Origin of the sequence: Streptomyces sp. NPDC048521 (assembly GCF_043199855.1) — a bacterium.
In the GTDB taxonomy this organism is placed as follows: Bacteria; Actinomycetota; Actinomycetes; order Streptomycetales; family Streptomycetaceae; genus Streptomyces.
The window spans coordinates 124033-146703 of record NZ_JBICWR010000016.1; the positions used below are offsets into that span (position 1 = coordinate 124033).

17 protein-coding genes are annotated in these 22671 nt (G+C 72.2%); 13 read left to right on the forward strand and 4 right to left on the reverse strand.

Going from position 1 to position 22671, the window contains the following annotated elements:
• The first annotated feature begins 188 nt into the window (after positions 1–188).
• The 3 genes from ACGFRF_RS31300 (at position 189) to ACGFRF_RS31310 (ending at position 6633) form a co-directional block, all read left to right on the forward strand.
• A complete protein-coding gene (locus ACGFRF_RS31300) occupies positions 189–2654 on the forward strand; it encodes an ATP/GTP-binding protein (RefSeq protein WP_393745696.1) in 2466 nt (821 codons plus the stop codon).
• A gap of 116 nt (positions 2655–2770) precedes the next feature.
• Positions 2771–4444 carry a PucR family transcriptional regulator gene (locus ACGFRF_RS31305; protein WP_393745698.1) on the forward strand — a complete coding sequence of 558 codons (1674 nt, stop codon included), beginning with the start codon at positions 2771–2773 and terminating at the stop codon, positions 4442–4444.
• Positions 4445–5187: 743 nt separating this feature from the next.
• Positions 5188–6633, forward strand: coding sequence for an aldehyde dehydrogenase family protein (locus tag ACGFRF_RS31310; protein WP_393745700.1), 1446 nt, complete (start codon positions 5188–5190; stop codon positions 6631–6633).
• Positions 6634–7171: 538 nt separating this feature from the next.
• Here ACGFRF_RS31310 and ACGFRF_RS31315 read toward each other — a convergent pair.
• Positions 7172–8182 (reverse strand): LacI family DNA-binding transcriptional regulator, encoded by a 1011-nt coding sequence (locus ACGFRF_RS31315; protein ID WP_393745702.1) that lies wholly within the window; start codon positions 8180–8182, stop codon positions 7172–7174.
• A 301-nt stretch (positions 8183–8483) separates the two neighbouring features.
• Here ACGFRF_RS31315 and ACGFRF_RS31320 point away from each other — a divergent pair, with 301 nt between their 5' ends.
• The 7 genes from ACGFRF_RS31320 (at position 8484) to ACGFRF_RS31350 (ending at position 17958) form a co-directional block, all read left to right on the forward strand.
• Positions 8484–10421, forward strand: a complete 1938-nt coding sequence (locus ACGFRF_RS31320) for an acyl-CoA dehydrogenase family protein (RefSeq protein ID WP_393745704.1) — start codon at positions 8484–8486, stop codon at positions 10419–10421.
• Between the two features lie 181 nt (positions 10422–10602).
• Positions 10603–11874: a 1-deoxy-D-xylulose-5-phosphate reductoisomerase gene (dxr, locus tag ACGFRF_RS31325; RefSeq protein ID WP_393745706.1), complete on the forward strand. Its 1272-nt coding sequence runs from the start codon at positions 10603–10605 to the stop codon at positions 11872–11874.
• Positions 11871–13175: a M50 family metallopeptidase gene (locus tag ACGFRF_RS31330; protein WP_393745708.1), complete on the forward strand. Its 1305-nt coding sequence runs from the start codon at positions 11871–11873 to the stop codon at positions 13173–13175. The genes dxr and ACGFRF_RS31330 overlap by 4 nt, the downstream gene beginning before the upstream one ends.
• A gap of 171 nt (positions 13176–13346) precedes the next feature.
• On the forward strand, positions 13347–14504 hold the full coding sequence (gene ispG, locus ACGFRF_RS31335) for a flavodoxin-dependent (E)-4-hydroxy-3-methylbut-2-enyl-diphosphate synthase (protein WP_393745710.1): 1158 nt from the start codon (positions 13347–13349) through the stop codon (positions 14502–14504).
• 155 nt (positions 14505–14659) lie between these two features.
• Complete coding sequence (locus tag ACGFRF_RS31340; RefSeq protein WP_393745712.1) at positions 14660–15508, forward strand: GNAT family N-acetyltransferase; 849 nt, start codon at positions 14660–14662, stop codon at positions 15506–15508.
• A 125-nt stretch (positions 15509–15633) separates the two neighbouring features.
• The gene (locus ACGFRF_RS31345) at positions 15634–16164 is read left to right on the forward strand and encodes a GNAT family N-acetyltransferase (RefSeq protein WP_393745714.1); all 531 of its coding nucleotides are present in this window, start codon (positions 15634–15636) and stop codon (positions 16162–16164) included.
• Between the two features lie 90 nt (positions 16165–16254).
• The gene (locus tag ACGFRF_RS31350) at positions 16255–17958 is read left to right on the forward strand and encodes a proline--tRNA ligase (protein ID WP_393745716.1); all 1704 of its coding nucleotides are present in this window, start codon (positions 16255–16257) and stop codon (positions 17956–17958) included.
• A 329-nt stretch (positions 17959–18287) separates the two neighbouring features.
• Here the strand turns inward: ACGFRF_RS31350 and ACGFRF_RS31355 are convergent, their stop codons facing one another.
• From ACGFRF_RS31355 to ACGFRF_RS31365, 3 genes are all read right to left on the reverse strand, one after another.
• Entirely contained in the window at positions 18288–19196 is a 909-nt protein-coding gene (locus ACGFRF_RS31355) for an aminoglycoside phosphotransferase family protein (RefSeq protein ID WP_393745718.1), read from the reverse strand.
• Positions 19197–19342: 146 nt separating this feature from the next.
• On the reverse strand, positions 19343–19837 hold the full coding sequence (locus ACGFRF_RS31360; protein ID WP_393745795.1) for a ferritin-like domain-containing protein: 495 nt from the start codon (positions 19835–19837) through the stop codon (positions 19343–19345).
• A gap of 59 nt (positions 19838–19896) precedes the next feature.
• Entirely contained in the window at positions 19897–20409 is a 513-nt protein-coding gene (locus tag ACGFRF_RS31365; protein ID WP_393745720.1) for a hypothetical protein, read from the reverse strand.
• A gap of 217 nt (positions 20410–20626) precedes the next feature.
• Between ACGFRF_RS31365 and rimP the strand changes: the two genes are divergently transcribed.
• The 3 genes from rimP (at position 20627) to ACGFRF_RS31380 (ending at position 22541) form a co-directional block, all read left to right on the forward strand.
• Entirely contained in the window at positions 20627–21136 is a 510-nt protein-coding gene (rimP, locus tag ACGFRF_RS31370) for a ribosome maturation factor RimP (RefSeq protein WP_393745722.1), read from the forward strand.
• Between the two features lie 2 nt (positions 21137–21138).
• Complete coding sequence (gene nusA / locus ACGFRF_RS31375; protein ID WP_393745724.1) at positions 21139–22125, forward strand: transcription termination factor NusA; 987 nt, start codon at positions 21139–21141, stop codon at positions 22123–22125.
• A 119-nt stretch (positions 22126–22244) separates the two neighbouring features.
• Positions 22245–22541: a YlxR family protein gene (locus tag ACGFRF_RS31380; RefSeq protein WP_393745726.1), complete on the forward strand. Its 297-nt coding sequence runs from the start codon at positions 22245–22247 to the stop codon at positions 22539–22541.
• The last annotated feature ends 130 nt before the right edge of the window (positions 22542–22671 follow it).

Genomic DNA, 22671 nt, shown 5'->3' on the forward strand with positions numbered 1-22671 from the left:
CGCGGGGTGGGCATGCTCCATGTGGGCGTTTTCGGCGGCTCCGGTTGTCCGCCGTGGACATAGCAGGGTGGCCGGGGTTCGCCCGGTCGGCAGGCCCTTACGGCCGCGTAAGCGGTGAACTCCCCTTGCGGGGGCGTTAGATTGGCTCGCTGATGGTGGACGGAACGGCTGGTCAGGGGGCAGGACGGATGGACAGCGACGGCACCCGGGACGCACGCGGCACACACGCGAACCCGGTCCCGCGCCCGGCGGACCCGACGGACATGCCCGCCGTCTCCCGGGGCGCGCCCACGACGCCGTACGGCGGCTCCGCCGTGCCACCGCGGCCGACGCGGGCACCCGATGTGGCGCCTTCCCATGTGCACCCCTCGTACGTGCCACACACCCCGCATCCCCCCTCGCCCGTCGCCGACTGGCTCGATGAGCCGCGCCCGATCGTCGAGCCCGGCATCTGGCGGTGCGGCTACCGCCTGCCCAAGGGCGCACGCCAGGAACAGCGCCTGGCGCCCGTCACCGTCGTCGGCTTCTTCGTCCCCTTGGCAGTGGGACTGCTGCTGTGGTCACTGTGGCGGCACGGCAGCATCCCTTATCAGTGGGCAGTCCTGAAGCTGCTCACACCGGACGACTGGTGGTGGGCCGGGACCACGTCGCCGAAGGGTTACCAAGGCGCTGAGGCCATCACCGTCGCCGACGGCGTGGCCTTCGGGATCCTCGTCTTCGCCATGGCGCGCCTGGGCAGTTGGTCCGACATCGTCAGGCACGTCGTCACCCGACGCGCGCAGCCCGCTCGTGCCCTGATCGCCGCCCTGGGCGCACTCATCGCGTTGGCGTTCGTCTTCCCCGGCACCTTCGGCATCGGCTGGGACGCCCTGCCGGTGCAGGATCCGTTGTTCTCCCTCATCGTTCTGATCACCGGCGACTACGGCGTGTTCGCGTCGGAGCCGCTGACGAATGGGCTGTACGCGCTCATCACCCTGCTGGTGCTGTGGCCGTTCGCCCGGATCGGAGGCTGGTGGCCCCTCGCGAAGGAGGCGCTGGCCGCGCGCGGACGGGCTCAGGCGGTCCAGGCCGCACCGCCGGCCGTCGACCGGCGGCCGTCGCAGTGGCCCGAGCTGCGGGAGGCCGGTCAGCACCAGGCCGCGGACGTGCTCGCCGCAGAGGTGCACGCCGGCCGGATGAATGATGTGGACTGTGCCAGGATCGGCCACATGTGGACGATGGCCCGTGCCCGGGCGCGGCTCTCGTCCTTCACCGATACGGTGCTGCGTGAGGGCGCCGCCGCGTGGACCCATCCCTCCGGCGCCCGTGATCTGCCAGGTCGCGTCGCCCGGCACGATCTGCTCGCAGGGCAGGTGCACATCGGGCAGTGGGCGGTGGGGGACCGCACCCCGCTCGCCTACGGCGGCGCAGGAGCGGCTCTCGGACCCGACACCCTCGGCACCTCGCTGCTGGCCGTGGGACCTTCGGGCTCTGGCAAGACCCGCTATCTGATCCAGCCCGTCGTTGAGTCCCTCGGCCTGCAAGCCCTCGCCGGACGGTGCGCCGTCGTCGCCGTCTGCGCGGCCGGCACACCGCTCGGCCCCGACTCCGCCTACGACGTCGTCGTACGCCTGGGAGACCCCACGTCCGTCCACGATCTCGACCCGTACGCGGACTCCGGTGACCCGGATGAAGCTGCCGCCTTCCTGGCGGAGGGGCTGGTCGGCGACCTGGACACAGTGAGCGGACAGCGGGCTGTCACGGCGCTTGCCCAGCTCCTCGGCCCCTACCGGGCGGCGTACGGACGCTTCCCGACGCTGCCCGTGCTGCGGGAGCTTCTGGAAGGCGAGTCGTCGGCCCTGTCCGCGCTACGTGCGGCGCTCTCGGCGGACGAGCACACGGCGATGCGCCGTGAACTGGATGCACGCGCCCGGCAGGCGGGCAGCGCGGGCGATCCCGGCCCGGTCCTCGCCGACCGGCTCGCCGTGCTGGACCGGCCGGCGTTCGCCGAGTTCTTCGGCGCGGGCCAAGGGGGGCCCCGACCGTTTTCGCTGCGCGCTGTCGCCCACCATCCGCTGCGGGTCCGTATCGACCTTCCCGACCGCGGACACGAGGAGGCCTCACGGCTCATCACGCGGCTGCTGCTCGCGCAGTTCGGTGCCGTGGCGATGGCGGGCGACCGGGCCCACTTCGCGTGCCTCGTCCTGGACGATGCCACGGGTGCGGTGACGAGCGAGTCCGCCCGACGCATCCAACGCCTGCGCTCTCGCAACGCGGGTGTGGTGCTGGCCCTGCGCACCGTCGGTGACATCCCCGAGGCGCTGCACGGGCCGCTGTACGCGGCCGTCGGGTGCCGTATGGCGTTCTCGGGGGTCACCACATGGGACGGCAGCCGGTTCGCGGACGCTTGGGGCACACAGTGGGTGGAGACCCAGGACGTGGCCCGGCACACCGTGTTCGCGGACCAGCCGATGACACGCGCGATCCATGCTTTGCGCAAGCTGGTGACCGGCAAGGCGGTGACGACGGAGGCCGTCACCGTGCGGCAGGTGGAGCGGGAGCGGTGGTCGGCTTCCGAGTTGGCGCACGGGGTGCCGCCCGGGCATGCGGTGTTGTCGTTGACGACCGTGCAGGGGGAGCACGCGCCGCCCTTGCTGGTGGATCTGCGGGGGTGAGGCGCGGGCGCCAGCGGGTGACCGTACGGTGAGGCAGAATCGGCGTAGGCCGTTCATACGCGGCGGCCAAAAGATCACCGTGATCACCGGAAACACCCCCTCACCGTGAAGGCCTCATGCCCCCGACCCTCGCCTCGCTCGTCCACCACTCCGCGCTCAAGCTGACCGTGCGCGCGGGCGAGGACCGCCTCGACGTGCCCGTCCGCTGGGCGCACGTCAGCGAGCTGGCCGATCCCGTCCCTTATATGGAGGGCGGTGAACTGCTGCTGATCACCGCGCTGAAGCTGGACGCGGAGGATCCGGAAGCCATGCGGCGGTATGTGCGGCGGCTGGTCGGCGCGGGCGTCGTCGGGCTCGGCTTCGCCGTCGGCGTCAACTACGAGGAGATCCCCAAGGCCCTCGTCGACGCCGCCCAGGAGGAGGGGCTGCCGCTGCTGGAGGTGCCCCGCCGCACCCCCTTCCTCGCCATCAGCAAGGCCGTGTCCGCGGCGATCGCCGCTGACCAGTACCGGGCGGTCACGGCCGGCTTCGCCGCCCAGCGCGAGCTGACCAAGCAGGCCCTCACCTCCGGGCCCGAGGGCCTGCTCACCGCGCTCGCCGGACAGGTCGACGGCTGGGCGGCGCTCTACGACGCCTCGGGCGCCGTCGTCGCCGCCGCGCCGGAGTGGGCCGGCCGGCGGGCCGCCCGCCTCACCGCCGATGTCCAACGGCTGCGGGAGCGCCCCGCCCCGGCGTCCTCGGTCGTCGGCGGACCCGACCACGAGGACCGGGTCGAGCTGCACTCCCTGGGCACGGGACGGCGGCCGCGGGCGGCGCTCGCCGTGGGCACGGCCGCCGCTCCCGGCACCGCCGAGCGGTACGCCGTCCACTCCGCGATCGCGCTGCTCACCCTGACCACCGAACGCTCCCGTTCCCTGCACGCGGCCGAGCAGCGGATCGGTACGGCGGTGCTGCGCATGTTGCTCGCCGGGGAACCCGACCACGCCCGGGCCGTCGCCGGGGACCTGTACGGGGCGCTGCTGGACGCTCCCTTCCGGGTGATCGTCGCCGAGTCGGCGTCCGGGGCGGCCGCGCGGGCGCACCCGGATGCCCACGCGCGCGTGCCGGTGGCTGCCGTCAAGCCGGGCCCGGGCGCCTCCGTCGCGCTCGCCGTCGCCGGCACCGGCGGTGATCCGCTGGGTGGTCTCGCCGAGACCGTGGAGTCCGCCGCCGCACGCTCCGGGGAGGCCGTGCTGGTCGTGCCCGAGGGGGAGCGGCTGGTGGTGCTCGCCGCGGACGGGGGTGCGGCGGTGGCCGCCTGCGCGACGTACGCGGCCGCGCTGGAGGCGGCGCGGGCGGTGCCCGAGCAGGCGGGTGCGGACGAGTACGAGCTGGTCGTCGGCCTGTCCGCGCCGGCCGGACCGATCGCCGCGGCGGCGGCGTACAAGCAGGCCGAGCAGGCGTTGTCGGTGGCGCGGCGGCGCGGGCGGGTGCTCGTGGAGCATGAGCAGCTGGCCGCCGGGTCCGTGCTGCCGTTGCTGGCCGACGATGCGGTGAAGGCGTTCGCGGACGGGTTGCTGCGGGCGCTGCACGAGCACGACGCGACGGGGCGGGGGGATCTGGTCGCCTCGCTGCGGGCGTGGCTGTCGCGGCACGGGCAGTGGGACGCGGCCGCGGCGGACCTGGGGGTGCACCGGCATACGCTGCGGTACCGGATGCGGCGGGTCGAGGAGATCCTGGGGCGCTCGCTGGACGACCCCGACGTGCGGATGGAGCTGTGGCTCGCCCTGAAGGCGACGTCGACCGACTGACCCCGTGGGGACTCCGCCCCCTGGACCCCCGGTGGGCCGACACGCCGGCTCGCCAAGCCGAAGGACAAACACCGACCGGAACTCGAGCGGCCGACAGGCCGACGACGACCGCGGCGCCCATGAGCAGCGGGCGGGTGACGGCCGGGGCCCGTGCGGTGCGGAGGTGGCCGGCGAACGGAACTGGGGGGCGGGGACGTGGGCGTCGTCCGCGGTTCGGGCGGTCCGGAGGCGGGCGGTGGCTGGTCGCGGCGCCCGCAAAGGCGCCGTGGCCGCGGGCAGCCGTGCCGTCGGGGCGGCCCGGGCCCCGGCCGTCCGGAGGCGGGCGGTGGCTGGGCCCCGGCCGTCCGGAGGCAGGCGGTGGCTGGGGCTCGGGTGAGGAGGAGGTCGGCGGTGGCTGGGGCTCGGGTGGGCAGGATGCGGTCGGCGGGCGGAACTCGGGCGGCCGGGACGTGGGCGTCGTCCTTGCCCCGGGCGGTCCGGAGGCGGCCGGTGGCTGGGCCCCGGCGGTCCGGAGGCGGGCGGTGGCTGGGTGCGGGTGGCCAGGACGCGGTCGGCGGGCGGGACTCGGGTGGCCAGGATGCGGGCGGCGACCGTAGTTCGGGTGGTCGGGAGGGGACTCCGACATTCCGGCGTGCCTCTCGTCCCGACTGCTACGACTCGGACAAGCGACCCCCGGCCGCCTCCGCCCTACCGTGGAGCACGAAAGCCAAGCACACCCCCAACGCGGAAGGGCCGGGACTCACATGACTTCCACCCACGCCTTCTGGCTCGCCGGCCGCCAGGTCACCGGCGAGGACAGCTTCGACGTCACGTCCCCGTGGGACGGCCGGCTCGTCGGCAAGGTCAGCATGCCGACCGACGCCCAGGTCGAGGAGGCCGTGGCCGCCGCGTACGCCGTCCGCGAGGACTTCGCCGCCACCCCGGCGCACGTGCGTGCCGCCGCCCTCGACCACGTCAGCAGGCGGCTGGTGGAGCGCACCGAGGAGATCGCCCAGCTGATCTCCGCCGAGAACGGCAAGCCCATCAAGTGGGCCCGGGGCGAGGTCGGCCGTGCCGTCTCCGTGTTCCGGTTCGCCGCCGAGGAGGCCCGCCGGTTCAACGGCGGCGAGGCCCAGCGGCTCGACACGGACGCCGGTGGCCAGGGCCGTCTCGCCCTCACCCGGCGCTTCCCGAAGGGTGTCGTCCTCGGCATCGCGCCCTTCAACTTCCCGCTGAACCTCTGCGCCCACAAGGTCGCCCCGGCCATCGCCGCCGGTGCGCCGATCATCCTGAAGCCCGCCCCGGCCACCCCGCTCTCCGGTCTGATCCTCGGTGATCTGCTCGCCGAGACCGAGCTGCCCGCGGGTTCCTGGAGCATCCTGCCGGTCCCCAACGACCGCATGCCCGCCCTCGTCCAGGACGAGCGCCTGCCGGTGATCTCCTTCACCGGTTCCGAGAAGGTCGGTTACGCGATCATGGACTCGGTACCGCGCAAGCACTGCACCCTGGAGCTGGGCGGCAACGGCGCGGCCGTCGTGCTGGCGGACTTCGCGAGCGACGAGGACCTGGACTGGGCCGCGAACCGCATCGCGACCTTCTCCAACTACCAGGGCGGCCAGTCCTGCATCTCCGTGCAGCGTGTGATCGCCGACGCCTCCGTCTACGACCGGCTGGTGCCGCGCATCGTGGCCGCCGTCGAGGCCCAGGTCACCGGTGACCCGTCCGACCCCAAGACCGATGTCGGCCCGCTGGTCAGCGAGGCCGCCGCCGAGCGCGTCGAGTCGTGGGTGAAGGAGGCGGTCGCGGCCGGCGCCACCCTGCTCACCGGCGGTGACCGCGACGGCGCCTCCTACGCGCCGACCGTCCTCACCGACGTACCGGCGGGTGTGACCCTGTCCTGCGAGGAGGTCTTCGGGCCCGTCCTCACCGTGCAGAAGGTGGACGGCGAAGCCGAGGCGTTCGCCGCGGTCAACGACTCCAGGTACGGCCTCCAGGCAGGCGTGTTCACCCATGACCTGCAGGTGGCCTTCCGTGCCCACCGCGCCCTGGAGGTCGGTGGCGTGGTGATCGGCGACGTCCCGTCCTACCGTGCCGACCAGATGCCGTACGGCGGCGCCAAGCAGTCCGGTGTGGGCCGCGAAGGCGTACGGTTTGCGATGGAGGACTACACCTACGAGCGCGTGCTGGTTCTGACCGGTCTCGCGCTCTGACCTGCCACGGACAGGTCGGACGGAACGGCCGGTGCCCACTGTGCGGGGGCACCGGCCGTTCCTGTTGCCCGCGGGGAGGAGCGGGCGCCCGCCATCGGGCGTTAATGGGAACCGTTTTCATGTAGTCTGACGTGGTGCGGGTCCGCCCGCTCGTGCAGGGCCCGGCACCGCTGCCTTCCGGTGCCGGGCCCCTTCCTGGTGCCGGCCCCTTTCCGGACCCTCGACCGTCAGAAGCCGACGTGCGCGAGCCGCAGCGGGCCGCGCAGCCGAAGGTGGACGTCGTGCACGCCCTCGGCGGCCATGCCGGCGCTCAAGGTGGTGTAGGCGTAGGGGCCGGCTGGGGGTGGCGAGGGTCATGCGGACTTCCTCCGGCGCCCAGCCGCTCGACGTCGTCGCCGGAGAAGACCGCGTCCTCACCCTGGGGGCGCGGTGACTGGAGCACCTCCCCCCACCCATGGAAGGGACACCATGGCCATACGCACGCCGAGCAAGGTCGCCAAGGATTCGGGGCCGGCCCTCCCCCGCGGGACCGGCCCCCTTACGCGACCGGCGCCGGTCCCGAACTCGCCCGTGCCGTCAGCTCGGGCGCGAGCAGCACGACCTCGTCGCTGCCCCGCCCGTCCAGCTTGGCCACCAGGTGCTCCACGGCGTGCCGGCCCATCTCCTGCGCGGGGACGGCCACCGAGGTCAGCCGCACCGAGGCCTGGACGGCGACCTGGTCCGGGCAGATCGCGACCACGGACACGTCCTCGGGAACGGCCCGGCCCTGCTGGCGCAGCAGCGCGAGCAGCGGCTCCACCGCCGACTCGTTCTGCACCACGAAGCCGGTCGTCCCCGGGCGCTCGTCGAAGACCCGGGCCAGGGTCAGGGCCATCGCGTCGTACCCGCTCTCGCACGGCCGGTGCAGCAGCCGGAGGCCCGCCTCCCGGGCCCGGGAGCGCAGTCCGTCGAGGGTGCGTTCGGCGAAACCCGTGTGCCGCTCGTAGACGGCCGGGGCCTCCCCGATGACAGCGATGTCACGGTGCCCGAGCTTGGCGAGATGCTCCACGCACAGCGCGCCCGTCGCACTCCAGTCCAGGTCCACGCAGGTCAGACCGGTGGTGTCGGCGGGCAGGCCGATCAGGACGGAGGGCTGGTCGGTCCCGCGCAGCAGCGGCAGCCGGTCGTCCTCCAGCTGGACGTCCATCAGGATCATCGCGTCGGCGAGACCGCTGCCGGTGACCCGGCGCACCGCGTCGGGACCCTCCTCGCCGGTGAGCAGCAGGACGTCGTAGCCGTGGGTGCGGGCCGTGGTGGCCACCGCGATGGCGATCTCCATCATCACCGGCACATACATGTCGGTGCGCAGCGGGACCATCAGCGCGATGATGTTCGACCGCTTGCCGGCCAGGGCGCGGGCGCCCGCGTTCGGGTGGTAGCCGAGTTCCCGGATGCTCTGCTCGACCCGCTGCCGCGTGGTCGCGGAGATGGACCGCTTGCCGCTGAGGACGTAGCTCACCGTGCTCGCCGAGACTCCGGCGTGCTGGGCGACCTCGGCAAGGGTGACCATCCAGCTCTCCAAGCTTTGTGAAGCGCTTCGACAGGGGCGCGGTGTTGATCAGGGTGAATGAGGGTGTTTCGACAGTACCCCCAGCGTACTCGGTGTCCACAAGCTGTCGAAGCGCTTCGACAGCTTTTCCGGGAGTCGACGGAGCCGTGGGGCAAGTATGTCTCCACCGACCGGGTCCGCCTACGCCGAACGGCGCCTGAGGGGTGGTGGGGTCGCCCCGTTTCAGGTACCAACGATCCAGTAGCACGGGTCGGTAAGGAACGATCCGCAATCATCCCTCTTCGCGGCGAGGTGAGCCTCAATGTCCGCCACCACCACCCCACGCACCACCGTCACCGAGCGCGAGGCCCGTCAGGTGGCGGAGGCCGCCCGGCAGCAGGACTGGCACAAGCCCAGCTTCGCCAAGGAGCTGTTCCTCGGGCGCTTCCGGCTCGACCTCATCCACCCCCACCCGCTCCCCGACGACGAGTCCGTCCGGCGCGGCGAGGAGTTCCTGGCCAGGCTGCGCGCGTTCTGCGAGACGGCCATCGACTCCGCCCGCATCGAACGCGAGGCCCGCATCCCCGACGAGGTCGTGGCCGGGCTCAAGGAACTCGGCGCCCTCGGCATGAAGATCGACCCCAAGTACGGCGGTCTCGGCCTCACCCAGCTGTACTACAACAAGGCCCTCGCCCTGGTCGGCTCCGTGAGCCCCGCCGTCGGCGCGCTGCTCTCGGCCCACCAGTCGATCGGCGTACCGCAGCCGCTGAAGATGTTCGGCACCCAGGAGCAGAAGGACGCCTTCCTGCCCCGCTGCGCCCGCACCGACATCTCCGCCTTCCTGCTCACCGAGCCGGACGTCGGGTCCGACCCGGCCCGCCTCGCCACCACCGCCGTCCCCGACGGCGACGACTACGTCCTCGACGGGGTCAAGCTGTGGACCACCAACGGGGTGGTCGCAGACCTGCTCGTGGTCATGGCGCGGGTGCCGAAGTCCGACGGCCACAAGGGCGGCATCACCGCGTTCGTGGTGGAGGCGACCGCCGAGGGCGTCACCGTCGAGAGCCGCAACTCCTTCATGGGCCTGCGCGGCATCGAGAACGGCGTCACCCGCTTCCACCGGGTCCGGGTCCCCGCCGCCCACCGCATCGGCCCCGAGGGCGCCGGGCTGAAGATCGCGCTCACCACCCTCAACACCGGCCGGCTCTCGCTGCCCGCGATGTGCGCCGGCGCCGGCAAGTGGTGCCTGAAGATCGCCCGCGAGTGGGCGGCCGAGCGGGAACAGTGGGGCAAGCCGGTCGCGCTGCACGAAGCCGTCGGCTCCAAGATCAGCTTCATCGCGGCCACCACCTTCGCCCTCGAGGCCGTCCTCGACCTGTCCTCGCAGATGGCCGACGAGGACCGCAACGACATCCGCATCGAGGCCGCCCTCGCCAAGCTCTACGGCTCCGAGATGGCCTGGCTGATGGCCGACGAACTGGTCCAGATCCGCGGCGGCCGCGGCTACGAGACGGCGGAGTCGCTGCGGGCGCGGGGCGAGCGCGGTGTCCCGGCCGAGCAGATCCTGCGCGACCTGCGTATCAACCGCATCTTCGAGGGCTCGACGGAGATCATGCACCTCCTCATCGCCCGGGAGGCGGTCGACGCCCACCTCTCGGTCGCCGGTGACCTCATCGACCCGGACAAGTCCCTGTCCGACAAGGCGAGGGCGGGCGCGAACGCGGGTGTCTTCTACGCCAAGTGGCTGCCGAAACTGATCGCCGGCCCCGGCCAGCTCCCCACCTCCTACGGCGAGTTCAAGCACGGCACCGACCTGTCCGGCCATCTGCGCTACGTCGAGCGGACCGCCCGCAAGCTGGCCCGCTCCACCTTCTACGCCATGTCTCGCTGGCAGGGCCGGATGGAGACCAAGCAGGGCTTCCTCGGCCGGATCGTGGACATCGGCGCCGAACTGTTCGCCATGAGCGCGGCCTGCGTCCGGGCGGAGCTGCTGCGCAGCCGGGGCGAGCACGGCCGCGAGGCCTACCTGCTCGCCGACGTCTTCTGCCGCCAGGCCCGCATCCGGATCGAGGAACTCTTCGGCCGGCTGTGGACCAACACCGACGACCTCGACCGCACGGTGGTCAAGGGGGTCCTCGGCGGGGCGTTCGAATGGGTGGAGGAGGGCATCCTCGACCCCTCCGGAGACGGCCCGTGGATCGCGGACGCGACCCCCGGACCCTCCGCCCGCGAGAACGCCCGCCGCCCCTTCGGGCCCTAGGTGTGCTGTCCGGACAGCGCACGGGCCGGCCCACCACCGGCCCGTGCCGACCCGCCGGCCCGTGATCTTCACCAGTGGTTCACAGCGGGAGGAACGTTCCGTCCGTCGACGAAAGCCGTTCACACACCCGCCCGAGGGACGCGCTGTCCTGACGGCCGCCGCTTGCGGCGACAATGGGGGGATGACCGACAGTCCCGCCCATCCGGCACCACTCGCCGACCCGCACCTCGTCTACGACCCCCTCGCCGGGGACGGCCCCAAGGACGTGGTGATCCTCGGCTCCACCGGATCCATCGGCACCCAGGCCATCGACCTCGTGCTGCGCAACCCCGACCGTTTCCGGGTCACCGCCCTGTCCGCGAACGGCGGCCGGGTCGGCCTTCTCGCCGAGCAGGCGCACCGGCTGCGGGTGCGCACCGTCGCGGTCGCCCGCGAGGCTGCCGCACCCGCCCTGCGCGAGGCGCTCGCCGCCGAGTTCGGCCCCGGGGAGCCGCTGCCGGAGATCCTCGCCGGACCGGAGGCGGCCACCCAGCTCGCGGCCTCCGCCTGCCACACCGTGCTCAACGGCATCACCGGATCCATCGGCCTCGCGCCCACCCTCGCCGCCCTGGAGGCCGGCCGCACCCTCGCGCTGGCCAACAAGGAGTCGCTGATCGTCGGCGGCCCGCTGGTCAAGGCGCTCGCCGAGCCCGGGCAGATCATCCCGGTCGACTCCGAGCACGCCGCCCTCTTCCAGGCCCTGGCCTCCGGCACCCGCGCCGACGTGCGCAAGCTGGTCGTCACCGCTTCCGGCGGCCCCTTCCGCGGCCGGACCAGGGCCGAGCTGGCGGACGTCACCGTCGAGGACGCCCTCGCCCACCCGACCTGGGCGATGGGCCCGGTGATCACGATCAACTCGGCGACCCTGGTGAACAAGGGACTGGAAGTCATCGAGGCACACCTCCTCTACGACATTCCCTTCGACCGCATTGAGGTGGTCGTGCACCCGCAGTCGTATGTCCACTCGATGGTCGAGTTCACCGACGGTTCCACGATCGCCCAGGCGACGCCCCCCGACATGCGCGGGCCGATCGCCATCGGCCTGGGCTGGCCCGAACGCGTCCCGGACGCGGCGCCCGCCTTCGACTGGAGCAAGGCCTCCACCTGGGAGTTCTTCCCGCTCGACGACGAGGCCTTCCCCTCGGTGAACCTCGCCCGGCACGTGGGGCAGCTCGCGGGGACGGCGCCGGCGGTGTTCAATGCGGCCAACGAGGAGTGCGTCGAGGCCTTCCTGGGCGGCGCGCTGCCCTTCAACGGGATCATGGAGACCGTCACCCGGGTGGTCGAGGAGCACGGCACCCCGGTCACGGGAACCTCGCTCACCGTGTCGGACGTCCTCGAAGCGGAGACCTGGGCGCGGGCCCGGGCCCGCGAACTCACAGCCACGACGGCGACCGCGGAGGCGCGTGCATGACGACCTTGATGTTCATCCTCGGCATAGCGGTCTTCGCGGTCGGCCTGCTCGTCTCGATCGCCTGGCACGAGCTGGGGCACCTGTCCACGGCCAAGCTCTTCGGCATCCGCGTCCCGCAGTACATGGTCGGCTTCGGCCCGACCATCTGGTCGCGGAACAAGGGCGAGACCGAGTACGGCATCAAGGCCATCCCGCTCGGCGGCTACATCCGCATGATCGGCATGTTCCCGCCCGACGGCGAGGGCCGGGTCTCCGCCCGCTCCACCTCCCCGTGGCGCGGCATGATCGAGGACGCCCGCTCGGCCGCGTTCGAGGAACTCAAGCCGGGTGACGAGACGCGCATGTTCTACACGCGCAAGCCGTGGAAGCGCGTCATCGTCATGTTCGCGGGACCCTTCATGAACCTGGTTCTCGCGATCGGTCTGTTCTTCACCGTGCTCATGGGCTTCGGCATCCAGCAGCAGACCACCACCGTCGCCTCCGTCTCGCCCTGCGTCATCGCCCAGAGCGAGAACCGCGACAGCTGCAAGAAGTCCGACCCGGCCTCTCCGGCCCAGGCCTCCGGCATGCACAAGGGCGACCGGATCGTCTCCTTCGACGGCAGGTCCACCAAGGACTGGAACACCCTCTCGGACCTCATCCGCGACAGCGCCGGCAAGACCGTGCCGATCGTCGTCGAACGCGACGGCAGGCAGCTGACCCTGCACGCGAAGATCGCCACCAACCTGGTCGCCAAGAAGGACTCCAGCGGCACCTACGTCCAGGGCAAGTACGTCAAGGCCGGTTTCCTCGGCTTCAGCTCCGCCAGCGGCGTGGTGAGACTGGACTTCGGCGACTCCGTGACCTGGATGACCGACCGGGTCGGCGACGCCGTCGACTCCCTCGCCGCCCTGCCCGGCAAGATCCCCGCCCTGTGGGACGCGGCCTTCGGCGACGGCCCGCGCGAGCCGGACTCCCCGGTGGGCATTGTCGGCGCCGCCCGCATCACCGGCGACATCGCCACCCTGGACATCCCCGCCTCCCAGCAGGTGGCGATGTTCGTGATGCTGCTCGCCGGGTTCAACCTCTCGCTGTTCCTGTTCAACATGCTCCCGCTGCTCCCGCTCGACGGCGGGCACATCGCGGGCGCCCTGTGGGAGGCCCTGCGGAGGAACGTGGCGCGGGTGCTGCGCCGGCCGGACCCCGGTCCGTTCGACGTGGCGAAACTGATGCCGGTGGCCTACGTGGTGGCCGGGATCTTCGTCTGTTTCACCGTCCTCGTGCTGATCGCCGACCTCGTCAACCCCGTGAAGATCTCCTAGTCATCCGATGATCCAGGCGGCCCGGAACCCTTGTGGTTCCGGGCCCCGACCATCGGGTGGGTTTAGCGGGTGGGATGTGCTGGCGCAGGGGCCCGTGCCGTAATCTCGAAGCCTGGAGCCCGCCGTTCACGGGACCGGACCTTGATCCACGACCTTGGGGTTGCACAGCAGATGACTGCGATTTCTCTCGGCATGCCGTCCGTTCCGACCAAGCTCGCCGAGCGCCGGAAGAGCCGGCAGATCCAGGTCGGAAGCGTGGCGGTCGGCGGAGACGCACCCGTCTCGGTCCAGTCGATGACCACGACCCGCACGTCCGACATCGGCGCCACCCTCCAGCAGATCGCCGAGCTGACCGCCTCCGGCTGCCAGATCGTCCGCGTCGCCTGTCCCACCCAGGACGACGCCGACGCCCTCGCGACCATCGCCAAGAAGTCGCAGATCCCGGTCATCGCGGACATCCACTTCCAGCCCAAGTACGTCTTCGCCGCCATCGAGGCCGGCTGCGCCGCGGTCCGCGTCAACCCCGGCAACATCAAGCAGTTCGACGACAAGGTCAAGGAGATCGCCAAGGCCGCCAAGGATCACGGCACCCCGATCCGCATCGGCGTCAACGCCGGTTCGCTCGACCGCCGCCTGCTCCAGAAGTACGGCAAGGCGACCCCCGAAGCCCTGGTCGAGAGCGCCCTGTGGGAAGCCTCCCTCTTCGAGGAGCACGACTTCCGCGACATCAAGATCTCCGTCAAGCACAACGACCCGGTCGTCATGATCGAGGCCTACCGCCAGCTCGCCGAGCAGTGCGACTACCCCCTCCACCTCGGTGTCACCGAGGCCGGTCCCGCCTTCCAGGGCACGATCAAGTCGGCTGTCGCCTTCGGCGCCCTCCTCTCCCAGGGCATCGGCGACACCATCCGCGTCTCCCTGTCGGCCCCGCCCGCCGAGGAGGTCAAGGTCGGCATCCAGATCCTGGAGTCGCTGAACCTGCGCCAGCGCGGCCTGGAGATCGTCTCCTGCCCCTCCTGCGGCCGCGCCCAGGTCGACGTCTACAAGCTCGCCGAAGAGGTCACCGCCGGCCTGACCGGCATGGAGGTCCCGCTGCGCGTCGCCGTCATGGGCTGCGTCGTGAACGGTCCGGGCGAGGCCCGCGAGGCCGACCTCGGCGTCGCCTCCGGCAACGGCAAGGGCCAGATCTTCGTCAAGGGCGAGGTCATCAAGACCGTCCCCGAGTCCAAGATCGTGGAGACCCTCATCGAGGAGGCCATGAAGCTGGCCGAGCAGATGGAGAAGGACGGCGTCGCTTCGGGCGAGCCGTCGGTCTCGGTGGCGGACTGAGCTCCACCGCCCCGAAGGGGCGCGGCGGACTGCGCGGCAAGCCCGAGACGACCCGCGGCCGCCGGAGGACCAGGCCCCCGAGGTGGGAGGCGCACGGCCAAGCCGGCGCAGCTATAGTGCGGAGATCAGCAGAACCCCACGGTGAGGCCCCGCACGTGTTGACCCAGACCACCTCACGGGTGCTCGAACCGAGCGACCTGGACGCCGCGCTCGCCGTCCTCGACCGCGAGCCGGTCGCGAACGCCTTCGTGACCTCCCGGGTCCAGGTCGCCGGCCTCGACCCGTGGCGGCTCGGCGGCGAGATGTGGGGCTGGTACGAGGACGGCATGCTCACGTCGCTGTGCTACGCGGGCGCCAACCTGGTCCCGATCTGCGCCACCCCGCGCGCCGTCCGCGCCTTCGCCGACCGCGCCCGCCGGGCCGGCCGCCGCTGCTCCTCCATCGTCGGCCCCGCCGGACCCACCGCCGAGCTGTGGCGCCTGCTGGAACCCCACTGGGGCGCGGCCCGCGAGGTCCGCGCCCACCAGCCGCTCATGGTCACCGACCGCATGCCGGCCGACATCGCCCCGGACCCCTACGTCCGCCGCGTCCGCAAGGACGAGATGGAAACGATCATGCCGGCGTGCGTGGCGATGTTCACCGAGGAGGTCGGCGTCTCCCCGCTGGCCGGTGACGGCGGCCTGCTCTACCAGGCCCGCGTCGCCGAACTCGTCGGCTCCGGCCGCTCCTTCGCCCGCCTCGACGACCACGGCAAGGTCGTCTTCAAGGCGGAGATCGGCGCGGCGACCTCCCAGGCCTGCCAGATCCAGGGCGTGTGGGTGGCCCCCGAATACCGGGGCCGGGGCCTGGCGGGCCCCGGCATGGCGGCGGTCCTGCGCTACGCCCTGACGGACGTGGCGCCGGTGGTCAGCCTCTACGTGAACGACTTCAACACGGCGGCGAGAAGGACGTACCTCAGGGTGGGCTTCCAAGAGGTGGGCGCCTTCATGAGCGTTCTCTTCTAGGGGCGCGGGCGGCCGGCCCGGAGGGGCGCGGACCGTACTGATACGCGGCCGCGACACGTGGGCGCGGGCCACCACGATCGACCCGACCCCGGCGCGTCACAAGCACCCCCCTGTACGCTCCCCGCATGGACCTCGTGATCGGCCCCCTGGACCTCGCAGCCCACGTAGACGAGGCCCTGGCAGTCCAGGCCGTCGCCTTCGGGCTCGGCCCCGACGAAGTCGCCGTACGCCGCCAGATCGTCCAGCGGCACATGCAATACCAAGGAGCGCGAGCCCTGGGAGCGACCGTCGGCGGCCACCTCGTGGGCTTCGTCTACGGCATGCCCAACAACCGCACCCACTGGTGGTCCACCGTCGTGGAGCCGTACCTCCGCGCGGGCGGCAAGGACTTCTGGCTCGACGACTCCTTCGTCATCACCGAGCTGCACGTCCACCCCGACCACCAGAACCGCGGCATCGGCCGGCGCCTGATCACCACCATCACCGACACCGCCACCGAACCCCGCTCGATACTCTCCGCGATCGACGCCGACAGCCCGGCCCGCGGCCTCTACCGCTCCCTCGGCTACGTCGACCTCGCCCGCCAGGTCCACTTCCCGAGCGCACCCAGGCCGTACGCGGTGATGGGCGCCCCCCTGCCCCTGCGCCGCACGTAGGGACGTTCACCCTTAACCGATTTCCACCGGCACAGTCGGCCCGGCTAACCTCCTATGCCATCACCCTTACCCGGCAGGAGTACGAGAACCATGGCCAACGCACCGGTCCAGCGCATGTCCCAGTTGATGGCGAAGACGCTGCGCGACGACCCGGCGGACGCCGAGGTCCTCAGCCACAAGCTCCTCGTCCGCGCCGGCTACGTCCGCCGCACCGCCGCCGGCATCTGGAGCTGGCTGCCCCTCGGCAAGAAGGTCCTCGCCAACGTGGAGCGGATCGTCCGCGAGGAGATGGACGCCATCGGCGCCCAGGAGGTGTCCCTGCCCGCCCTGCTGCCGCGCGAGCCCTACGAGGCGACCGGCCGCTGGGAGGAGTACGGCCAGGAGCTGTTCCGGCTGAAGGACCGCAAGGGCGGCGACTACCTCCTCGGCCCCACCCACGAGGAGATCTTCACCCTCCTGGTCAAGGACCAGTGCACGTCCTACAAGGACCTGCCGGTGATCCTCTACCAGATCCAGACCAAGTTCCGCGACGAGGCCCGCCCCCGGGCCGGCATCCTGCGCGGCCGTGAGTTCCTGATGAAGGACTCGTACTCCTTCGACCTGGAGGACGAGGGCCTCGCGAAGTCCTACGCCCTGCACCGCGCGGCCTACCAGCGCGTCTTCGAGCGCCTCGGCCTCGACTACCGCATCTGCGCGGCCACCGCCGGCGCCATGGGCGGCTCCAAGTCCGAGGAGTTCCTCGCCCCGGCCGAGGCCGGCGAGGACACCTTCGCGGACTGCCCGAACTGCGACTTCGCGGCCAACACCGAGGCGATCACCTACGAGCTGAAGCCGGTCGACGGCTCGGCCGTGCCCGCGCTCGAGGAGATCCCGACCCCCGACACCCCGACCATCGAGACCCTCGCCGCCTCCCTCGGCGTCCCGGCCTCCGCCACGCTGAAGAACCTGCTGGTCAAGGTGGACGGCGAGATCGTCGCCGTCGGCGTGCCCGGCGACCGCGAGGTCGACCTGGACAAGGTCGAGGCGCACTTCGCCCCGGCCGCCGTCGAGATGGTCACCGAGGCGGACTTCGCCGGCCGCCCCGACCTGGTCCGCGGCTACGTCGGCCCGCAGGGCCTCGGCGAGAAGGTCACGTACATCGCCGACCCGCGCGTGGCCCCCGGCACCGCCTGGATCACCGGCGCCAACAAGGAGCACACACACGCCAGGAACGTCGTCGCCGGGCGTGACTTCGAGGTCGACGAGTACGTGGACGTCGTCGTGGTCCAGGACGGCGACCCCTGCCCCAAGTGCGGCACCGGCCTGAAGCTGGACCGCGCCATCGAGATCGGCCACATCTTCCAGCTGGGCCGCAAGTACACCGACGCCCTCAAGCTGGACGTGCTCGGCCAGAACGGCAAGCCGGTCCGCGTCACCATGGGCTCCTACGGCATCGGCGTCTCCCGCGCCGTCGCCGCCCTCGCCGAGCAGACCGCCGACGACAAGGGCCTGGTGTGGTCCAAGGAGGTCGCCCCGGCCGACGTGCACGTCGTCGCAGCCGGCAAGGCGCTGCAGACGGAGCTGGCGCTGGACGTCGCCGAGAAGCTGGCCGCCGCGGGCGTCCGCGTCCTGGTGGACGACCGCGCCGGAGTCTCCCCGGGCGTGAAGTTCACCGACGCCGAGCTGATCGGCGTACCGCAGATCCTGGTGGCCGGCCGCCGCTCCGGCGAGGGCGTCCTGGAGCTGAAGGACCGCAAGACCGGTGAGCGCGAGGAGCTGACGGTCGAGGACGCGATCGCCCGCCTGACGGCGTAGCGGAGCCACCCGACCCGGTCGGCCGGCTGACGGCACCCTCGGGATTCCCCCGAGGACCCCAGCCGACCGGCCGGGCCGTTGCGGCAACCATGACCTCCGGCCCCGGTCCGGGACTGCCTTGCGGGCGTGCTGCGGTTCAGGACCGTCCGATCACACGCCGCGGAACGGGGGCTCGGACGGAAGAAAAAAGGGGGGCGCGGGGAACCACGCACCCTCGCCCCCACCGGCCCGCAGCGGACGAACCGCCATGCCTCCGCCAGACGGCCAGACCTCCGCGAGACGGCCAGACCCCCGCGAGACGGCCAGACCCCCCGAAGACGGGAAGACGGCTAGAGCCAGCCCGCGAACTCCAGCAGCAACTCCCCGTCCTTCGGCCGCCCCACGCGCAGCGCCCGCACCCCCGACTCCACCGCCCGGAACAGCGTCCAGCCCCGCAGCCGCTCCTGATCCACCTCCAGGGACTCGGCGAGGCGCTTGATACGGCGCCGCGTGGTCGCCGGGCCCGACGGCGTCGCGATCAGGTCCTCCACCCGGTCCCGCACCAGCCGAGCCAGGTCGAAGGCGGACTCGCCGACCACCGGGTCCGGGCCCACCGCGAGCCACGGCATCCGCTCCCCGGCGAGCACCTTGCTCTGCCGGAACGTGCCGTGCAGCAACCGGTGCTCCGGCGGTGCGGCCAGCAGTTCCTCGCGGGCCGTGAGTGCCGCGTCGACCAGTGGCGCCGTCTCGGGGTCGGCCTCGGCGCCCGCCCGCATGGCCGCCGCCTGCCGCCCGGTGCGCTCCGCGACGGTCTCGAAGACGTGACCGGCCGGCGGCTCGACCCACAGCCTGCGCAGCGTCCCCGCCGCCTCCAGCAGCGCCCTCGCCTCCGGCAGCGACCGCACCGACACATCCGGGTGCAGCCGCTCCAGCAGCAGCGCGCCCTCCGTGGCGTCCTCGGGGTCCGCCGCCAGAAGCTGTACCGCGCCCAGGCCGGCCCAGTGCGCCAACGCCGCCCGCTCGCTCTCGGGCCGGGACCGCGACGGGGCCAGCTTCAGCACCGCGGGGGTGCCGTCCGCCTGCCGGACCAGCACCACCAGGCTGCTGCGGCCACCCGGTACCTGGATCCGCTCGACGGTCAACTCGCGCCGGGCGACGGCCCGCCCGGCCGTCTCGGGCAGCCGCGCCAGCCAGTCGTCCCCGGCCGGTGCGGTCTCACCGAGCGCCCGCACCAGGCGCTGCGGCGGTTCGAAAACCATGCGCGAGTCGTTCCCTTCCTGTCGAAGTCCTACCCGGCCGCCGGCTGGGCTGCCGCCACCAGTGTGGTCCGGTCAGCACCCGGGTCCGCGCCGGGCTGCCGTGGGCGGCGTGTGGTCCGGGCGGTGTCCGGGTCCGTAGGCGGGGCCTAAGGGGACGCCGAGGCGGAAGGCGCCGGGGTCGTGCCGGCGGCGCCCGTCCCCTCGCCGGAGGACCGCTCGGCGAGACCAGGGAAGGTTACGCTCTGCCCGCTCCAGCGCACCGCCCGCACCGCGGCCTCCCGCAGCGCCGCGGCCGCCGCGCCGCGCCGCGCGCCCGTCGTGGCCCGCACCAGGTCCGAGTACACCCCGGCCACCCGCTCCTCCAGCCGGGCGGCCAGCCGTACCGCGGCCGTCGCGTCCGGCACCGGGAACGGCAGCGCGTAGGCGGCGCTCGCGGCGACCGGCACGCCGCCCAGCTCGCGCACCTCGCGCACCAGCGCGTCCCGGCGCGCCCGGTGGGCGTCGTACGCTGCCCGTGCCTCGGTGCGACCCCGTTCGCCGATCCTGCCGCCGACGACGCCGTACCCGTACACCGCCGCGTGCTCCGCCGCCAGCGCCGCCTGCAGCGCGGTCAGCTCGGCCTGCCTCGCCTTCTCGCTCACTTCCGCCCCCTTGTCGGTGCCACGGCGTGCGCCGCTTCCGCTGTGCCCGGCGTCGACGGTCACCTGGCCCCCTCCCTGAGCAGGTACGCGTGCGCCGCCCCGGCCGCCGCCACCGACGCCATCAGCCGGGCCAGCTCGCCGGGCACGTCCAGCAGGGCCTTCGCCCGCCGGTCGGCGAGGGTCCGCTCGGCGGTCGCGAGATCGGCGAGGGCGTCCTTCTCCGTGGCGGGCACGACAGGCGGGGACGCCGTGGAGGCCGTGGCCGTGGGAGACGGGGACTTCGTGGCCTTGGCGCCGCCGAACGCCTCCGCGTGCGCCGCCACCTCGGCGCGCAGCGGCCGCAGCCGCTCCGCCAGCGCCGGGTGGGCGGCGAGCACGGCGTCGTACCGCTGCAGCAGCCCGGCGCTGTCCTGGGCCGCACGCGCGCGTGCCCGGTCGGTGGCCGACGGGCCGTCGCCGCCGGAGTCCGGATCGGCCGAGCAGCCCGCCAGCAGGGCCGCACCGGCGGCCGAGGCGAGCAGGGTTCTTCTGCGCGGCCCAGAGGGGCCGCGGAGAGAGGAGGGGTACGGCACTGCAGACGTCCTCGGGGAACTCGTACGGAGGGGGCAACGGAGGAAGAACAGCCGGCGGGCGGCCCGCCCGTGATCACCGTACCCGCGCACCCCTCGCACACCACTCACCGGCACCGCCCGTACACAGGTGGACGGCATCACTCCTCGCGACCGGATACCCTTTCACCAGACACGCGACCCATCCCACAACAGCACACGCGGCCGAGGAGTCACCCGGATGAGCACCACCCAGAGCGAGAGGCTGCGAGAGCTGCTCGAACCGCTCGTCACCTCCCAGGGGCTGGATCTCGAAGAGATCGCCGTGGACTCCGTCGGACGCAAGCGGGTGCTGCGCGTGACCGTCGACTCCGACACCGGAGCCGATCTGGACGCGATCGCCGATGTGAGCCGCGCGCTCTCGGCGAAGCTCGACGAGACCAACGCGATGGGCGACGACGCGTACGACCTCGAGGTCGGAACCCCCGGCGCGGAGCGCCTCCTCACCGAGCACCGGCACTTCGTGCGCGCCACCGACCGGCTCGTGAAGTTCCAGCTGACCGAGGGCGGCGAGCTGGTCGCGCGGATCCAGCAGGTCGACGAGGAGGGCCTCGACGTCGAGGTGCCCGGCGTGAAGGGCCGCAAGGCCACCGCCCGCAGACTCGGCTTCCCGGAGATCGCCAAGGCGCGCGTGCAGGTCGAGTTCAACCGCAAGGACAAGAAGGACATGAAGGAAGAGGAGGAGGCGTAGCCGTGGACATCGACATGAGCGCCCTGCGGGGCTTGGTTCGGGAGAAGGAGATCTCCTTCGACCTGCTGGTCGAGGCGATCGAGTCGGCCCTCCTCATCGCCTACCACCGCACCGAGGGAAGCCGCCGGCACGCGCGCGTGGAGCTCAACCGGGAGACCGGGCATGTGACCGTGTGGGCGAAGGAGGACCCGGAGGACCTCGAGGAGGGTCAGGAGGCCCGCGAGTTCGACGACACCCCGTCCGGCTTCGGCCGGATCGCGGCGACCACCGCCAAGCAGGTGATCCTGCAGCGGCTGCGCGACGCCGAGGACGACGCGACGCTGGGTGAGTACGCCGGCCGCGAGGGCGACATCGTCACCGGTGTGGTCCAGCAGGGCCGCGACCCGAAGAACGTGCTCGTGGACATCGGCAAGCTCGAGGCCATCCTTCCGGTGCAGGAGCAGGCGCCCGGCGAGACCTACCCGCACGGCCTGCGGCTGCGCAGTTACGTCGTCCGGGTCGCCAAGGGCGTCCGCGGTCCCTCCGTGACCCTCTCCCGTACGCACCCCAACCTGGTGAAGAAGCTCTTCGCCCTGGAGGTGCCGGAGATCGCCGACGGCTCGGTGGAGATCGCCGCGATCGCCCGTGAGGCCGGTCACCGCACCAAGATCGCGGTACGGTCCACCCGTTCGGGCCTGAACGCCAAGGGCGCCTGCATCGGCCCCATGGGCGGCCGGGTGCGCAACGTGATGGGCGAGCTGAACGGCGAGAAGATCGACATCGTCGACTGGTCGGACGACCCGGCCGAGATGGTCGCGAACGCCCTGTCACCCGCTCGGGTGAGCAAGGTGGAGGTCGTCGACATGGCCGCCCGCTCCGCCCGGGTGACCGTGCCGGACTACCAGCTGTCGCTGGCGATCGGCAAGGAGGGCCAGAACGCCCGCCTCGCGGCCCGGCTCACCGGATGGCGGATCGACATCCGGCCCGACACCGAGCAGGTCGCGGAGTAGGGCAGGGCCCGGTGGGCGGCGGGGAATAGATCCCGGCCGCAGGCCGCTTGGATTACGACAACAACCGTTCGATCTCTGCCCCAAAGGGGTGAGGTCGGTACGGGGAGGTAGACTTAACCGTGTCTGGCCGGACGCACACCCGAGCATGCCCAGAACGCACCTGTGTGGGGTGCCGGGAGCGGGCGGCCAAGAACGATCTCCTGCGGATCGTGAAGATCGAGGACGCGTGCGTTCCCGATCCTCGCGGTACGCTGCCCGGCCGGGGTGCCTACGTACACCCCGCCCTGGTCTGTCTCGACCAGGCGGTACGCCGCCGGGCGTTCCCGCGGGCACTGCGCGCCCCGGGAGCGCTCGACACAAAGGCGTTGCGCCAATACGTCGAGCAGACAAGAGTTGCCGAGCAGGCAACACCGTAAGACGAGCCGTACGGAACACCGTGCGGCCTGGTACCTCGCGAGTCGAAAGCAGGTCGAGATTGCGATGAGCACTCGATGAGTACGCGATGAGTACGCCCATGAACTAGCGACGGTCCGGCTTCAACCCGGA

Bases quoted from the DNA above. Each gene is read 5' to 3' on its own strand.
- ACGFRF_RS31300 (WP_393745696.1), top strand. From the start codon at position 189: ATGGACAGCGACGGCACCCGGGACGCACGCGGCACACACGCGAACCCG.
- ACGFRF_RS31305 (WP_393745698.1), top strand. From the start codon at position 2,771: ATGCCCCCGACCCTCGCCTCGCTCGTCCACCACTCCGCGCTCAAGCTG.
- ACGFRF_RS31310 (WP_393745700.1), top strand. From the start codon at position 5,188: ATGACTTCCACCCACGCCTTCTGGCTCGCCGGCCGCCAGGTCACCGGC.
- ACGFRF_RS31315 (WP_393745702.1), bottom strand. From the start codon at position 8,182: ATGGTCACCCTTGCCGAGGTCGCCCAGCACGCCGGAGTCTCGGCGAGC.
- ACGFRF_RS31320 (WP_393745704.1), top strand. From the start codon at position 8,484: ATGTCCGCCACCACCACCCCACGCACCACCGTCACCGAGCGCGAGGCC.
- dxr (WP_393745706.1), top strand. From the start codon at position 10,603: ATGACCGACAGTCCCGCCCATCCGGCACCACTCGCCGACCCGCACCTC.
- ACGFRF_RS31330 (WP_393745708.1), top strand. From the start codon at position 11,871: ATGACGACCTTGATGTTCATCCTCGGCATAGCGGTCTTCGCGGTCGGC.
- ispG (WP_393745710.1), top strand. From the start codon at position 13,347: ATGACTGCGATTTCTCTCGGCATGCCGTCCGTTCCGACCAAGCTCGCC.
- ACGFRF_RS31345 (WP_393745714.1), top strand. From the start codon at position 15,634: ATGGACCTCGTGATCGGCCCCCTGGACCTCGCAGCCCACGTAGACGAG.
- ACGFRF_RS31350 (WP_393745716.1), top strand. From the start codon at position 16,255: ATGGCCAACGCACCGGTCCAGCGCATGTCCCAGTTGATGGCGAAGACG.
- ACGFRF_RS31355 (WP_393745718.1), bottom strand. From the start codon at position 19,196: ATGGTTTTCGAACCGCCGCAGCGCCTGGTGCGGGCGCTCGGTGAGACC.
- rimP (WP_393745722.1), top strand. From the start codon at position 20,627: ATGAGCACCACCCAGAGCGAGAGGCTGCGAGAGCTGCTCGAACCGCTC.